The organism is Streptomyces sp. NPDC042201 (assembly GCF_055582185.1).
In genome coordinates this window covers 550,793-565,619 of the sequence record NZ_JBVJDS010000004.1, presented here as the reverse complement: position 1 = coordinate 565,619, position 14,827 = coordinate 550,793, and the positions used below count along the sequence as shown (strand labels likewise).

Sequence of the window (14,827 nt, the reverse complement as noted above, 5' to 3'; positions counted from 1 at the left end):
CCGGCAAGAAGCTTTGTCAAACGGTTCCGTGCGGCCGCACCATCGTCCGACCTGACGAGACGAAAGAGGCCACGCACCCATGACCGATGACACCGCCACCGAAGAGCAGTTCTGGGACAGCCGCTACGGGGAGAGCGACCGGATCTGGAGCGGGAACCCCAACACCGTCCTGGTCCGTGAGATCACCGGCCTGGAGCCCGGCAGCGCCCTGGACCTGGGATGCGGTGAGGGAGCCGACGCGATCTGGCTCGCACAGCGGGGATGGCGTGTCACCGCCACCGACATCTCAGGCGTCGCCCTCGGCCGTGCGGCCCGGCACGCGGCGGCCGAGGGCGTCGCCGACCGTATCGACTGGCAACGGCACGACCTCGGTACGTCCTTCCCCGCCGGTACCTTCGCTCTCGTCTCCGCCCAGTTCCTGCACTCCCCGGGCGACATGCCGCGAGAGAAGATCCTGCGGAGCGCCGCCTCCGCCGTCGCGCCGGGCGGGGTGCTCCTCGTCGTCGGACACGCGGGGTACCCCTCCTGGGAGCAGAATCCCGATCCCCGCGTGCACTTCCCCACGCCGGAAGAGGTCCTCGCATCGCTGGAACTCCCGGACGGGCAGTGGGACGTGCTGCTCAGCGATGAACACCAGCGCGGTCAGACGGGCCCCGACGGCCGGCCGACGACCCGGACGGACAACGCCCTCAAAATCAGGCGGCGCTGAAGCAGGCCATGGACGCGGCGGCCGTGCCGAGACACCTCGGCCGCCGCGGTGCGGTCGCCGAAGCTGCCCCACGGCTTGACAGTTCTCCGATGCGCGTTCGAGGATGCGCGGGTGAACCTGTCAGACAGCCAGACAGCTGGTGATGTGCCCAGGCGGATCAGCGCGCTGGAGGCCGTACTGGGCCATCTGCGCGGCGCCATCGAGCGGAGCGAGTACGAGGTGGGGGAGAAGCTGCCCTCCGAGGCGGAGCTCTGCCGCCGCCTGGAGGTGAGCAGGCCCGTGCTCCGTGAGGCGCTGCGCGCTCTGCAGACGATGGGGCTCACGGTCTCGCGCACCGGCAAGGGCACCTTCGTCGTCTCCAACGGCCCGGTGGAGGATCCGACCTTCGGCGACTACTCGGCGAGCGACCTCCTTGAGGTGCGCCGGCACGTGGAGATCCCGGTGGCCGGGTACGCGGCCGTGCGCCGTACCCCCGAAGACCTCGACCACCTCGCGCACCTGCTGGAGCGGATGGAGCGAGAGACCGACACCACCGCGTGGGTGGCGATGGACACCGTCTTCCATCTCGCCGTCGCCCAGGCGGCCCAGAACCCGGTATTCCGCAGAGTCATCGAGGAGATCCGTGACGCGCTGGCCCGTCAGTCGGCGTTCCTCAACGAACTCGGCGGACGGCGCGAGCAGTCGAACCGGGAGCACCGGGCGATCGTCGACGCGCTCGTCGACCGTTCCGAGCAGGAGGCCGTGGCGGCCATGACCCACCATCTCGCGCGCGTCGAGTCGACCCTGACCACCATCGTGCGGTCCCCCCATCACACGGATTCCCGCACGAATTCCCGCACGGATTCCCCCATGGAAGGCGGAGACCAGGCGTGAGCCACCCCACCACGCCGCGCCCCACTCCGAGGGAGCGGCCCGCCGTCCGCGAACCCGCCCATGTCCCCCTTGCCCATGTCGTGCGCGGAGGTGTCATTGAAGGCGTGCACTACGGCTCGGTCGTCGTGCTCGCCGCGGACGGCAGCGTGAAATTCCGCGCGGGCGACATCGAGGCCGCGTTCTACCCGCGCTCCGCGCTGAAGCCCCTCCAGGCGGTCGGCCTGCTGCGCGCGGGACTTCCGCCGCTGGACGCCGAGGCACTGGCGCTCGCCGCGGCCAGCCACTCCGGTGAGGCACGGCACCTGGCCACCGCGCTGCGCATCCTGCACACCGCCGGGCTGACCGAGCACGACCTGCGCAATGTCCCGGATCTGCCGTACGAACCGGCGCTGCGCGAGGAGTGGATCCGCAGTGGCCTCGGACCCACCCGGCTCGCCCAGAACTGCTCGGGCAAGCACGCCGCCATGCTGATGACCGCGCGGGCCAGGCACTGGCCCTTGGAGAGCTACCTCGACCCCGGGCATCCGCTGCAGCAGGTGCTCGCGTCGACCGTGGAGGACCTCACAGGACAGCACATAGCCCGGGTGACGGTCGACGGATGTGGCGCGCCGCTGTTCTCCGTATCCCTGCAGGGCCTCACCCGGGCCGCCGCCCGGCTCGCGACGGCCGCGCCCGACACGCACGAGGGCCGGGTCGCGCACGCCATGCGTGAGCACCCCGAGATGGTCTCCGGCAGCGGGCGGGACGTCGCCCGGCTGATGCGCGCGGTGCCGGGCCTCCTCGCCAAGGACGGCTTCGAGGGCGTGCAGATCGCGGCGCTGCCGGACGGGCGGGCCGTCGGCGTGAAGATAGCCGACGGCGCCGACCGCGCCCGGATGCCGGTGACGGCGGCGGCCCTCGCGCTCTGCGGAGTCGACCCGAAGAGCCTGGCCGGATTCGAACGTACGCCGGTCACCGGGGGCGGGGTGACGGTCGGGAGCCTGCGGGCGGCGGGCGCGCTGGCCCCCTTCTTCGCCGAGCTGGCCCCGTCCGCACGTCCGTCCGCCCGGCCCGCTCCGGCGGCCTCGCCCGTGGCGTGACACCGCTCCGTATCCGCGCGCAGCGATCCCCACCGCTTGACGAAGGGACACCCGCGCCATGACCGCCGGCCTCCGCCGCGAACACGACCTGCTCGGCGAGCGCGACATACCCGCCGACGCGTACTGGGGGGTCCACACCCTGCGCGCCTCGGAGAACTTCCCCATCACGGGTACGGCGATAGCCGCGTACCCGCATCTGATCAACGCGCTCGCGGCCGTCAAGGAAGCGGCGGCCCGCGCCAACGAAGACCTCGGGCTGCTCACCCCGGAGAAGGCCGGCGCCATCGCCGCCGCCTGCCGGGAGATCCGGGAGGACGGGCTTTTGCATGACCAGTTCGTCGTCGACGTAATCCAGGGCGGCGCCGGTACGTCGACCAATATGAATGCCAACGAGGTGATCGCCAACCGGGCGTTGGAGATTCTGGGCCATGGCAAGGGCGACTACGGCCATCTGCATCCGCATGAGGACGTCAACCTCGGCCAGTCGACGAATGACGTCTACCCGACCGCCGTCAACGTCGCCACGATCATCTCCGTACATGAACTGCTCGACGCGATGGCGATCCTGCGCGAGGCATTCGCCGCCAAGGCGGAGGAGTTCTGCGACATCCTCAAGATGGGGTGCACCCAGCTCCAGGACGCGGTGCCCATGACGCTGGGTCAGGAGTTCTCCGCGTACGCGGTGATGCTGGAGGAGGACCGGAGCCGCCTGGCCGAGGCCCTGCTGCTCGTACACGAGATCAACCTCGGCGCGCCCGCCGTCGCTACCGGCCTCAACGCCCCCCAGGGGTACGCCGAAGCCGCCCGGGGCCATCTCGCCGCCCTGACCGGCCTGCCCCTGGTCACCGCGGCGCACCCGGTCGAGGCGACCCAGGACTGCGGGGCCTTCGTCCATCTGTCCGGCGTGCTCAAGCGCATCGCGGTCAAGCTCTCCAAGACCTGCAACGACCTGCGCCTGCTCTCCTCCGGCCCGCGCGCGGGCTTCGCGGAGATCAATCTGCCGCCGGTCCAGGCGGGTTCCGGCATCGTGCCGGGGAAGGTCAACCCGGTGATCCCCGAGGTCGTCAACCAGGTGGCCTTCGAGGTGATTGGCAACGATGTCACGATCACCATGGCCGCCGAGGCTGGCCAGTTGCGGCTCAACGCCTTCGAACCGATCATCCTGCACTCTCTCTCGGAGAGCATCACCCATTTGCGGGCCGCCTGCCTCACCCTCGCGGAGCGCTGCGTATCCGGTATCACCGCCAACGCTGGTCCATTCGGGGCGACACGCTCGTAGTCAATAACCAGTAATGCGATAGCTGAGCCCTTACGCTGGGTTCTTTAATTCCTGAGAACACGTACGCGAGTTCACTCGAATGCGACGCACGGGAATATTTGGTATGGGCTACGTTGTGGATCAGCCTCCTCCCGCGAGTATCTCAATGGGATTTCATGGCCAATGGAAATCGCTGGGGCGCTTGCTGGGAAGAGACTTCGCGGTTCGATGAGAGCCGCACAATTCCACCGTTCCCCACGGGAGTAAGCCCTCAATGAAACCGAACACCCTTTGCGCGGCTCAATGGCGCATCCTTTCCAGCTGGTTCGCGGCGATCGTGTTGATCGCCGCTGCCGCGGTCGCGGTGACTCCGGCACGGGCGCAGGCCATCGGCACAGCCGTACCTCTCGGTACCGCGTCCACTTTCGCGGTTCTTGGTGGTCAGTCAGTTACCAACACCAACCCCTCCGTGGTCACGGGTGACCTTGGGGTAAGTCCGGGAACGTCGATCACCGGGTTCCCGCCGGGCATCGTCAGCGGAGCTGTTCACTCCGCGGACGCGGTCGCTCTCCAGGCGCAGACCGACCTCACCACGGCGTACAACAACGCCGCCGGACAGGCCCCCGACAGCAGCATCGCCGGGGACCTCGGTGGGCTCACCCTGGTACCGGGCGTCTACAACGCCTCGTCATCCATCGGGCTCACGGGGACGCTCACCCTGGACGCCCAGGGCGACCCCAACGCGGTCTGGATCTTCCAGGTCGGATCGACCCTCACCACGGCGAGCGCCAGCCAGGTGCTCCTGATCAACGGGGCTTCGCCCTGCAATGTGTTCTGGCAGATCGGCAGCTCCGCCACGCTCGGCACCAACAGCAACTTCGTGGGCAACATCCTGGCGCTGACGTCGATCACGCTGAACACGGGCGCGACGGTCAATGGGCGGGCGCTCGCCCGTAATGGCTCGGTGACGATGGACACCAACGTCATCAGCCGCAGCGCGTGTGGCACCGTCCCCACTGGTGGCACGACCAGCGCGACGACCACGGGCACGACCGGTGCCACGACCACCACGGGTACCACCACCGGTGTGACCACGGGCGTCATCGGCGGAATCACCTCGGGCGGCATCATCACCGGTGGTACGACGACCGCCGGCACCACCGGCGCCACGACGACTGCCGGCACCACCGGTGGTACGACGACCGGCGGCTCCACCGGTGCCACGACGACCGGTGGTACGGCGACGGGTGGCACCACCGGCGCGACGACGACCGGCGGTACGGCGACGGGCGGGACCACCGGCTCCACGACGACCGGTGGCACCACCGGCGGCGGTCGGCCTCCGCACGGTCGCTGTGACCACGGCAAGAAGCACGGCAAGCACCACGGCAAGAAGCACGGAAAGCACCACGGAAAGCACCACGGCAAGAAGCACGAGAAGAAGCACGGAAAGGACCACGGCAACAAGGGTGGTTACGGCAAGGACGACGGCTACGGTGGCGACTACCGCGCCATGCAGGCCACCTTCGTCCCCTGCAAGGCCGGGTACTGAATCACCGGCGTGTCGCAAGCAGAGTGAGTAGCTGAAGCGACCGGATCGATACGGCTGGAACAGGCGGCGCGCGGCGGATCTCGTGGAGATCGCCGCGCGTCGCCCTGTTGGTTCAGATACCGGGCGGGGCGAGTCGGGTGTAGGGGACGCCCGCGCTGGTGCCGCCGGGGGCGGTGACCGTGACATTGACCGTGCCGGCGGCGCCGGGCGGCACGGTGGCTGCCAGCTGGGTGTCGGAGATCACGGTGAACCCGGTGAACGCGCCCCCGAACTGCACCGTGGTGACACCGGTCAGGTTCGTACCGGTGAGGGTGACCGTGTTTCCGCCCGACAACGGGCCCTGGTTGGGAGCCACGCTGCTGACGGTCGGGGCGCCCACGTACGTGTACGCCACGCCGTTGCTCAGGCCGCCCGAGGTGGTGACGGTGACCGCGACCGTGCCGCCGGCTCCGGCCGGAGCGACCGCGTTGATCTGCGTGTCGGAGACGACGGTGAAGCTGGTGGCCGCCGTGGCCCCGAAGACCACCGCGGTGGTCCCGAGGAGATTCGTCCCCGTCAGCGTCACGGAGGTGCCGCCGGCGACAGGGCCAGTGCTGGGAGTGGCGGCAGTGAGGGTGGGTGGGGCGACGTAGTAGTAGAAGACAGTGCCGGCCGTGGTCCCACCCGGTGTGGTGACGGTGACAGGAACCCCACCGGGGCTCCCGCTGGGAACCACCGCGGTGATCTGCGTCGCGGAGACGACCGTGAACGAGGTCGCCGCGTGCACACCGAAGGAAACTGCGGTGGCGCCGGTGAGATTGGTCCCGGTCAGGGTGACCGTGTTCGTCCCCGCGAGTGGTCCCTGGCTGGGCACGACGCTGCTGAGTGTCGGGACGTTGACGTAGCTGTAGGGGACGCCGTTGCTGGTGCCGCCGGGGGTGACGACCGTGACATTGACCGTGCCGGCCGGGCCCGCCGGGGCGTACGCGGTGATCTGGGTCGGGGAGACGGTGATGAAGCCCGCGTTCGTGGTGCCGAAGCGAACCGCGCTCGCCCCGGTGAAACCGCTGCCGTTCAACGTGACGGTGTTCCCGCCGGCGACCGGCCCCTGGTTGGGGACCACGCTGGTGAGCACCGCGGTGGCCGTCGCATAGGTGAAGTTGATGCCGTTGCTGGTGCCCCCGGAGGTGGTCACCACGATCTGTACGGTTCCCGCGCCGGCGGGCGCGACCGCGGTGATCTGGGTCGCGGAGACCACGTTGAAGGACGTCGCGGGTACGCCACCGAAGGTGACCGAGGTCGCGCCGGTGAATCCGGTACCCGTCAGCGTGACCGTGGTCCCGGCGATCCCCGAAAAGGGGGTGCTCACGGTGATCACGGGTGCGGCCAGCGCGGCTGACGGGTGGGCAGCTTGAGAAAGTGGGCTGCCGGGGGTCTCCATGGCCATTCTCCTGTTCAGGGGATCGTGGGTCGGGGGGCGGCCCGAACTCCGTGCCGGGCGGCGATGGTCGATTGATTGATGGCCCGCCCGGCCGGGGGGACGCGGCCCCGGCCGGGCGGACGTTTGTGCGGTCCGGCAGTTGAGTGCCGGGCGTGGATCAGATGCCAGGCCCCGTGACGTAGGTGAAGGCGCCCGCGTCCGTGGCGGTGCCCGCGGGGTTGGTGAGGGTGACGTCGACCGCGCCGGCGGCTCCGGGCGGGGTGACGGCGGACACCGTGGTCGCGTTGATGACCGAGAACGGTGCCGGAACGCCGTCGAAGGCGACCTGGCTGGTGGAGGTGAGGTTGGTGCCGGTGATGGTCACCGCGGTACCGCCCGAGGTCGGACCGGACGTGGGAGCGAGCGCGGCGATGGTGGGCGCGTCGATATAGGTGTACGACAGGCCGTTGTTGGTGCCCCCGGCGGTGGTCACACTTACTCCCACCGGTCCGGCCGCCGCGCCCGCGGGAACGACGGCAGTGATCTGGCTGTCCGACACCACGGTGGGAGTCACCGTGTTGGCACCGAACGACACACCGGTCGCGGTGGACAGACCCGTGCCGCTGACGGTGATGGTGTTACCGCCCGCGGTGGCTCCCGAGTTCTCGCTCAGACCGGACTTGAACGGCGCGCCGACGTAGAAGAACGAGATCGGGTTGCTGGTCCCGCCCGGGGTGGTCACCGTTACCCCGACGGTGCCGGAGCCCGCGGGTGAGACCGCGGTGACCTGCGTCGGCGAGACGTTGGTGACGGCGGTGGCCGGGTGGGTGCCGAACTTCACCGCGGTGGTGCCGGACAGGTTGGTGCCGGTGATGGTGACGGTTGTACCGCCCCCGGTGGATCCCTGGTTCGGAGAGATAGGCATGGTGCTCCTCCTGAGTGAACTACGCGCATGAAAGTGGTTGTTGGCTCCGGTTGGGGGTGTGGACCGGGCCACCGGACTCCAGCCGGCGCACTCGGAACGTCGGGGCCGACCGGGATGCTGAACACGCCCCGTGTAGAGGGGGATCCGCATCGCGGTCTCTGAACTGCCGGCCGGAGAAGACCTCTTGGCGGTAGCGACGACGTCGAAGAGTGCGGACTCGTCCACCGTCGGCTGCCGCGCGGGGTCGTGGACCGTGGCCGCCAGAATCGTGCCGTGTACGCGGACGGGCCCGCGTACCGCTCTTGTGCAGAAGGTGGGAAAACGCCGCCGGCACGAGCCCGGAACGGGGCGTTGGCCGGTCGGACCCACGTGCGTCGCGGCGCACAGGGCGACGCAACGACAGAATTGGTTTCAGTGTCTTGTGCGCGCTAGGGGGCTCTTCGCGAGTAGCCCGAATGCCGCGCTTCCCCGAAGTGGGCTGGGCTTCCCACCGGTTCGGATCTCAGTCACCCATACCAGTGGAATATGGCGCAAGCATCTTGACGGGGAGTCACCTGAATGGCGGAGCGCATGGCGGCGTGCCCGGACCCACAAGAAGTCCGCCCCCCAGCGCCCCGGCCGTCTCCTCGGGGTGTGACGTTCAGTGATCCGCGGCCGTTCCGGCGGCGTCCTCGGCGAGGAGACCGGCTATGAGGCCGGCGAACTCGTCGGGCGTGGCGATCCGGATGCCCAGGTCTTCGGCCTTGGCCCGCTTGGATCCGGCGTTCTCCCCGGCGACGACCAGGGTGGTGCGCTTGGAGACACTGGAGGAGGACTTCCCACCGGCCCGCTCGATGAGCTCGTTCATCTGATTCCGGGACAGTTCCGCCAGGGGCCCGGTCATCGCACCGGTGACCACGACGGTCATGCCGTCCAGCGGCCCGCCGGCGGAGGCGCCTTCGGGGCTGTTCTCCTCCGTCGCGGGCGGCTCGGTGGCGCCCGGCTCGGTCATATTGACACCCGCGGCGACGAGCTTGTCGATCAGCGGGGCCAGTTCGGCGAGTTCGGCCACGATCACCGGTGCCTTTTCCGGGCCGATGCCCTCGACGCGCTGGATCGCTTCGGCGTCGGCCGTTCTGACCCGGTCCATGGTGGCGAAGTGACGGGCGAGACGGCGGGACATGGAGCGCCCGGTGCCCCGGACACCGAGCGCCGCCAGGACCCGGGACAGCGGCTTCCCCTTCGCCCCTTCGATGGCCGCGAGGAGGTTGTCGGTACTGGTCTCGCCCATCCGCTCCAGGGCGAGGAGCCGCTCGCGCCGTACGGTGAACAGATCGGCGAAGTCCGTCACCAGCCCGGCGTCGACGAGCTGGACGACGCGGGTGGTGCCGAGACCTTCGATGTCGAGCTGGTCGCGGCCGACCGCGTACGAGATGGACGCCACCACGCGGCAGTCGCGGCCGCGGACACAGCGCCAGCGCTGCTCGCCGCCGTCGATGCCGGATCCGCACCGAGGACAGCTCTCGGGGAAGACGATCGGACGCTCGTCCCCGGTCCGCAGGTGGGCGACGGGCGCTTCGATACGGGGGATGATGTCGCCGGCCTTGTGGACCATCACCTGGTCACCGATCCGCAGATCGCGGCGGGTGATGTCCGCCGGGTTGTGCAGCGTGGCGTAGGTGACGGTGGATCCGTCGATCTCCACCGGTTCCAGAACGGCGCGCGGCGCGATGATCCCGGTGCGGCCGACATTCCACTCCACGTCCAGCAGGCGGGTCATCTTCTCGACCGCGGGAAGCTTGTACGCGGTGGCCCACCGCGGCGCCCGTGATCCCGACCCCGCCGCGCGCTGGTCCTCGGCCCGGTCGGCCTTGATGACGATGCCGTCGATCCCGAACGGCAGTCCGGCGCGCAGCCCCGCGATCTCCGCCACCCGTTCCCGCACCTCGGCCGTCGTGGTCACCGCGCGGGGCGGGACCGCGGTCGCGGCGGCGGTGTGGACGCCCAGAGCGGCCACATGAGCGAGCACCTGGCTGTGCGGCAGGCGCCGGAGCTCCTCGGCGAGCCGGCCGGAGGAGGGCAGGGGCAGCGCCCCGTAGCAGTAGAAGGTCGTCTCCACCGTGTACGGGCGGTCCTTGGCCCGCAGCGTCCCGGCCGCACCGCTGCGGGGATTGGCGAACGGTGCGGCGCCGTGCGCGGTACGCACCATGTTCGCCCGCTCGAACTGCTCGTTCGTCATCAGGACTTCGCCGCGCACCTCCAGGGTGACCGGTTCCGCGAGCTGTCCCGGCAGGCCCACGACGGTGCCGACGGCGTGCGAGACGTCCTCGCCGGCGATGCCGTCCCCGCGGGTGATCAGCCGTATCAGCTTCCCGTCCTCGTAGCGCGCGGCGATGGCGAGACCGTCGAGCTTCGGCTCCACACTCCAGGCATCCACCGGGTGGCCGAGCCGGCGCTCCAGCGAGGCGGCCCAGGCCGTGAACTGCTCGGCGGAGAACACGTTGTCCAACGACAGCATCGGGGCCGTGTGCGGCACATCGCCGACCGCGGCGCCGCCGGCGACCTTCCCGGTCGGCGAATGCGCCAGCACCTCGTCGGGATGCGCCTGCTCGTAGGCGGCGATCCCGCGGACCAGAGTGTCGTACGCGTCGTCGTCCAGGGCGCTGTCGCCGCCCGCGTAGTACGCGGCGGCGGCCTTGGCGGCATCCTCGACCGCCTGGGCGTACACGGAGGCGTCGGTGACTGTGGCTGAAGTCGTCGTCATGCCGTTCATCCTGCCGCCGACCACTGACAATCGAGCCGGCCTCCCGCCCGGGCGGGAGGTTGTCACAGCCCTGGGGCGCCCCAGACGGGGAACCAGCGGGAGAGGTCGGGTTCGATGCGCAGGTCCTCCCCGAGCACCGCTCTGACCTGGAGTTCCCGCTCGTTGTCACGCTTCTCGGCGCCGCCGGGCAGGGGAGCGAAGGGATAGAAGGTGCCGCGCTTGTAGAGGTAGACGAGAGCGAGAGGCCGCTGTTCGGCGTCCCGGAAGCTGACGAGCGAGCAGAGAAGCTGCGGGCCGAAGCCGCCGTCCTGGAGCAGTGTGTTGACCGCGTGCAGATCGTTCACCAGGGCGGCCGTGTCATCGGGGGCCTGCCGGGCGAGCAGCCAGGTGTAGCCGAACGAGTCCTGGCTGAACTCCACCGGGGATCCGGCCCGGCCGGTGTCCGCGTCGAGCAGTTCCTGTACGTCCTGCTGGATCCGCGCGAACCCGCCGCCCTCGACGCCGGCGAAGCAGACCGAGCCGAGGCCGGTGGGGGTGAACCCGGCGCCCGCCTGGAGTGTGAGGGCGGCGGACGGCAGCGCGAAGAGCTGGTCGAGATCGGGCCGGACGGGCTTGCTCCGGCCGAGGATGGTGTCGAGAAGACCCACGGGACCAGCTCCTCGCTGCTCGGTGCGGTTGACGGGGCGATCGGTGCCGTCGGTATCAGGGGCGTACGGCGCTCACGGGCGGGCGAGCTGGGCGGAGATGTGGGCGAGCTGGTCCAGCCGCTGTTCGAGCGTCGGGTGCGAGGAGAGCAGTCGGCCCAGGCTCTCCTTCGAGGAGAACGCCGGCACGAAGTAGAAGGCGTTGTACGGCTCCGCCTTCCGCAGGTCCTCGGTCGGGATCCGGGCCATCTGACCGCTCACCTTCGTCAGTGCCGAGGCGAGCGCCGAAGGGCGGCCGGTGAGCAGCGCCGCGGTGCGGTCGGCGGAGAGCTCGCGGTAGCGGGAGAGCAGCCGGGTCAGCAGAAAGCCGATCGCGTAGACCACCGCGCTGACCAGCGGAATCAGCAGGATCGCGATCCCCGCCGGGCCGGCGTTCCTGGCGCTCCTCGCGAGGCCGCTCCACAGGGCTATCCGGGTGATCAGGCCCGCGAGCACGCCGAGGAACGAGGCGATGGTCATGACGGCGACATCGCGGTGCGCGACATGCGACATCTCGTGGGCGAGGACCCCTTCCAGCTCCTCGGGCTCCAGTCTGCGCAGCAGGCCGGTGGTGGCACAGACCAGCGCGCTGCGCTGGCTCCTGCCGGTGGCGAAGGCGTTCGGGATGTCGCTCTGGGCGATGGCCACCCGTGGTTTGGGCATGTCGGCCAGCGCGCAGATCCGGTCGACGGCGCCGTGCAGCTCGGGTGCCTGCTCGGGGGTGACCTCCCGCGCGCCCATGCTGAAGGCGGCGATGCGGTCGCTGAACCAGAACTGCGCGATGAAGAGGCCGCCCGCGACGATCACGATGAGCGGCCAGGCGCCTCGTAGTACTGCCAGAAGTACACCGACCAGGACCACGTACAGCAGACCGATCAGGAACATGGTGGTCACCATGCGCGTGGTCAAACCGCGGTCCGGGGTGTACCGGGTTCGTGTCATCGTCGCCTCCACTCACTCTCTCTGCTGTTAATTTTCCTCCTTCGGCAGCGAAACGGAATATGCGCCGGATGGGATTCGAACAAGGCTCCGTATTGCCGGGGGCGCACGGTGGCGCACTGGCGCACACCAGGGCTCACGCGCCCTGAAGAATGCCTCCCGTGCTGCCGGAAATTCGTGTTCCTTCCTTCTTTGAAGGGGCAGTGGGGTGGGGGTGCGTACGAGACACTGAACGATCACAACGTATGACCGCCGTACGGCGGCATAAAGGGGGGAAGTGCCATGATCAGGGTCCTTGTTCTGCACCATGCGAGTCTGTTCCGCTCGGCTCTGGTGGCGCTTCTGCGTTCCGAGGCGACACTCGACGTGACCTCGGTCTCCGGACGAACGGCGTCCCGGTCGCGGACCCGTCCACATGTCTGTGTGGCCGATGTCGACTGTCTGGATTATCCGGTGTACGGCGACGGCGCGGGCAACGCCACCGGTGACCCGGGCGATGATCCCGCGCTGCTGGTTCTCACCACCGCGCGCAAGCCAGGAGCGCTCCGTAGAGCCTTTGAAGCGGGGGCGCTCGGATACGTCAACAAGGACGGTGAGCCGGGGCGTTTAGTTGAAGCGATACACAAAGTCGCCAGAGGCGAGCGATTCATCGATGAATCGCTGGCTCTCGATTTTCTGCAGGCCGCGAATATGCCCTTGACGCCACGCGAACTCGGCGTGCTCGCCATGGCGGCGGAAGGGGCGCCGATCGACGAAATCGCGCGATCCCTGCATCTGTCCAAGGGGACGATACGCAACTACCTGGCCGCCGCGATACGAAAGGTCGGCGCACGCAACCGAGTTGACGCGATACGGATATCCCGGGGCGCCGGCTGGTTGTGACCGGCGCCGGACGGTTCCTCAACCGCTCTGCCAGTGGCCCACCAGATCGCGGTAAAGAGGCGAGCGGGCCAGCAGCTGGTCGTGCGTCCCGTACGCGGGGCTGGTCCCGTCCAGTACGAGAACGCGGTCCGCGCGGCGCGCGGACGACAGCCGGTGCGCGACGACGATCAGTGAGCCCGCGCGCTCGGCGAGAGCCTGTTCCGCCCGCGCCTCGGCGACCGGATCCAGATGGCAGGTGGCCTCGTCCAGCACCACCAGGGGCGCGGGGGACAGATAGGCGCGGCACAGGGCCAGCAACTGCCGCTCGCCCTGGGAGAGCCTGGCGGGATCGACCAGGGCGTCAGGGCCGCCGAGCCGGCCGACCAGCTCGTCGGCGCCCACCGCGGAGACCGCCCGTGCGAGCTCGGCGGATGACGCGTCGGGGCGCAGCTGCAGAAGGTTGGCGCGGACCGTGCCGGTGAATACGTACGCCTGCTGCGGTATCAGGACGCGCAGACCCGCCAGGTCGCGCGCGGTCAGGCCGGCTACGGGCCGCCCGGCGAGCAGAACGGTTCCCCGGTCGGGAGCGAGCAGCCCCGAGAGGACGCTCGTGAGGGTGGACTTGCCGATACCGCTCGGTCCCACCACCGCGACATGCTCGCCCTGCTCGATGACCAGGTCGAGACCGTCCAGCACGGGCGGCGCACCGGGGCCGTACGCCAGCGTTACGGAGCGGACCTCCGCCGCCGGCGCGGGGAGCGGCCCGGGCGCGGCTGCTTCGCGGGCGGCGCCCACGGGGGCCGCCCGGACCGTCCCGTCCTCAGTCGTCTCCTCCTCGAACCGGTCCAGCACCACGAGCAGCCGGGTACCCGCGGCCCCCAGGGCGGTCATCAGCGTGTGCAGGGCGGGCAGCAGGGCCTGGACGAGATAGGTCAGGGCTCCGATCAGGGCGCCCGCGGTGACGCCCTGCCGCAGCAGCCACGGCGTGGCGGCCAGCAGCAGGATCACCGGCAGCTGACCGGCCACCCCCAGGGCCAGGGTGCGGACGGCCGCCCAGCGGGCCAGGGTGTCCGACGCCCGGGCCCCGGCGTCGATCAGCTTCCCCGTACGGTCCGCCACGTCTTCTTGCGTACCGGAGGCCACGATGTCGCGCAGTCCGGCGCCGATCGTGCCGACCCGGCGGGCGATGTCCTCGTCGATGTCCAGGAAGGCGCGCTGGGCGGTCGCCATCGGCAGCAGCGTGGCAAGGAACAGCAGCAGCCCCAGCGCCAGCGGCGGCACGACCACGAGCAGGAACTGCGGCGCGAGGGTCAGCAGGCCGGCCAGCGCTCCCGCCGCGGTGAAGACGAAGGAGCGCGCGGTGAGCACCAGCCCGGCGAAGCTGTCCCGGACGATCTCGGTCTGATGCGTGAGCCGTGACACCGCGCCGCCGTCCGCACGCGCCGGATCGGCCACCGCGCGGCGCAGCGACTGGGTCACCGCGCGGCGGACCAAGGCATCACGCAACGGCTCCACCAGCGCCGCCAGCTGGGCGAAGACACCACGGACCAGCGGGCCGCCGACCAGGATCGCGGCCGCCGCCACGGCCAGCCACCACAGGCCGGTGCCGGTACGCCCCGCCAGGAAGCCGCGGTCGAGCGCACGCGCCAGGCAATATCCACCGAGGAAGGTCTGCGCGGACTCCAGCAGGGACCAGCCCGCGAGCCTGACCAGGACCCCCTTCCTGCGCACCAGAAAGGCCCGGCCCTGCGGAAGGATCCGGCGCAGCATGCCGCGGCCCTCCGGCGGCCGGCCGGCCAGGTCCGT

At 70.0% G+C, this 14,827-nt stretch carries 12 protein-coding genes; 6 read left to right on the top strand and 6 right to left on the bottom strand.

Annotation, left to right across the window (positions count from 1 at the left end):
- Nucleotides 1-79: 79 nt before the first annotated feature.
- The 5 genes from ACZ6MZ_RS12875 to ACZ6MZ_RS12855 all read left to right on the top strand — a co-directional run bounded on the left by ACZ6MZ_RS12875 (nucleotide 80) and on the right by ACZ6MZ_RS12855 (nucleotide 5,471).
- Nucleotides 80-709: a class I SAM-dependent methyltransferase gene (locus ACZ6MZ_RS12875; RefSeq protein WP_469351596.1), complete on the top strand. Its 630-nt coding sequence runs from the start codon at nucleotides 80-82 to the stop codon at nucleotides 707-709.
- Between the two features lie 111 nt (nucleotides 710-820).
- Nucleotides 821-1,582 (top strand): FadR/GntR family transcriptional regulator, encoded by a 762-nt coding sequence (locus ACZ6MZ_RS12870; protein WP_469351594.1) that lies wholly within the window; start codon nucleotides 821-823, stop codon nucleotides 1,580-1,582.
- On the top strand, nucleotides 1,579-2,661 hold the full coding sequence (locus tag ACZ6MZ_RS12865) for an asparaginase (protein ID WP_469351593.1): 1,083 nt from the start codon (nucleotides 1,579-1,581) through the stop codon (nucleotides 2,659-2,661). Before ACZ6MZ_RS12870 ends, ACZ6MZ_RS12865 begins: the two co-directional genes overlap by 4 nt.
- A gap of 58 nt (nucleotides 2,662-2,719) precedes the next feature.
- Nucleotides 2,720-3,940, top strand: coding sequence for an aspartate ammonia-lyase (locus ACZ6MZ_RS12860; RefSeq protein ID WP_469351591.1), 1,221 nt, complete (start codon nucleotides 2,720-2,722; stop codon nucleotides 3,938-3,940).
- 253 nt (nucleotides 3,941-4,193) lie between these two features.
- A complete protein-coding gene (locus ACZ6MZ_RS12855) occupies nucleotides 4,194-5,471 on the top strand; it encodes an ice-binding family protein (RefSeq protein WP_469351589.1) in 1,278 nt (425 codons plus the stop codon).
- Nucleotides 5,472-5,583: 112 nt separating this feature from the next.
- Here the strand turns inward: ACZ6MZ_RS12855 and ACZ6MZ_RS12850 are convergent, their stop codons facing one another.
- From ACZ6MZ_RS12850 to htpX, 5 genes are all read right to left on the bottom strand, one after another.
- Nucleotides 5,584-6,819: an IPT/TIG domain-containing protein gene (locus tag ACZ6MZ_RS12850; RefSeq protein ID WP_469351586.1), complete on the bottom strand. Its 1,236-nt coding sequence runs from the start codon at nucleotides 6,817-6,819 to the stop codon at nucleotides 5,584-5,586.
- A gap of 229 nt (nucleotides 6,820-7,048) precedes the next feature.
- Complete coding sequence (locus ACZ6MZ_RS12845; protein ID WP_469351585.1) at nucleotides 7,049-7,795, bottom strand: IPT/TIG domain-containing protein; 747 nt, start codon at nucleotides 7,793-7,795, stop codon at nucleotides 7,049-7,051.
- A 640-nt stretch (nucleotides 7,796-8,435) separates the two neighbouring features.
- Nucleotides 8,436-10,547, bottom strand: coding sequence for an NAD-dependent DNA ligase LigA (ligA, locus tag ACZ6MZ_RS12840; RefSeq protein WP_469351583.1), 2,112 nt, complete (start codon nucleotides 10,545-10,547; stop codon nucleotides 8,436-8,438).
- A 53-nt stretch (nucleotides 10,548-10,600) separates the two neighbouring features.
- Nucleotides 10,601-11,185, bottom strand: coding sequence for a PspA-associated protein PspAB (pspAB, locus tag ACZ6MZ_RS12835; protein WP_469351580.1), 585 nt, complete (start codon nucleotides 11,183-11,185; stop codon nucleotides 10,601-10,603).
- 72 nt (nucleotides 11,186-11,257) lie between these two features.
- A complete protein-coding gene (htpX, locus tag ACZ6MZ_RS12830) occupies nucleotides 11,258-12,163 on the bottom strand; it encodes a zinc metalloprotease HtpX (protein WP_384186786.1) in 906 nt (301 codons plus the stop codon).
- A gap of 279 nt (nucleotides 12,164-12,442) precedes the next feature.
- Here htpX and ACZ6MZ_RS12825 point away from each other — a divergent pair, with 279 nt between their 5' ends.
- Entirely contained in the window at nucleotides 12,443-13,042 is a 600-nt protein-coding gene (locus tag ACZ6MZ_RS12825; protein ID WP_469351579.1) for a LuxR C-terminal-related transcriptional regulator, read from the top strand.
- A gap of 18 nt (nucleotides 13,043-13,060) precedes the next feature.
- Here the strand turns inward: ACZ6MZ_RS12825 and ACZ6MZ_RS12820 are convergent, their stop codons facing one another.
- Nucleotides 13,061-14,791 carry an ABC transporter ATP-binding protein gene (locus tag ACZ6MZ_RS12820; RefSeq protein WP_469351796.1) on the bottom strand — a complete coding sequence of 577 codons (1,731 nt, stop codon included), beginning with the start codon at nucleotides 14,789-14,791 and terminating at the stop codon, nucleotides 13,061-13,063.
- Nucleotides 14,792-14,827 lie beyond the last annotated feature (36 nt).

Excerpts from the sequence above, each read along its gene's own strand:
- ligA (WP_469351583.1), bottom strand. The coding sequence starts at position 10,547 with ATGAACGGCATGACGACGACTTCAGCCACAGTCACCGACGCCTCCGTG.
- htpX (WP_384186786.1), bottom strand. The coding sequence starts at position 12,163 with ATGACACGAACCCGGTACACCCCGGACCGCGGTTTGACCACGCGCATG.
- ACZ6MZ_RS12820 (WP_469351796.1), bottom strand. The coding sequence starts at position 14,791 with ATGCTGCGCCGGATCCTTCCGCAGGGCCGGGCCTTTCTGGTGCGCAGG.
- ACZ6MZ_RS12855 (WP_469351589.1), top strand. The coding sequence starts at position 4,194 with ATGAAACCGAACACCCTTTGCGCGGCTCAATGGCGCATCCTTTCCAGC.
- ACZ6MZ_RS12845 (WP_469351585.1), bottom strand. The coding sequence starts at position 7,795 with ATGCCTATCTCTCCGAACCAGGGATCCACCGGGGGCGGTACAACCGTC.
- ACZ6MZ_RS12825 (WP_469351579.1), top strand. The coding sequence starts at position 12,443 with ATGATCAGGGTCCTTGTTCTGCACCATGCGAGTCTGTTCCGCTCGGCT.
- ACZ6MZ_RS12860 (WP_469351591.1), top strand. The coding sequence starts at position 2,720 with ATGACCGCCGGCCTCCGCCGCGAACACGACCTGCTCGGCGAGCGCGAC.
- ACZ6MZ_RS12875 (WP_469351596.1), top strand. The coding sequence starts at position 80 with ATGACCGATGACACCGCCACCGAAGAGCAGTTCTGGGACAGCCGCTAC.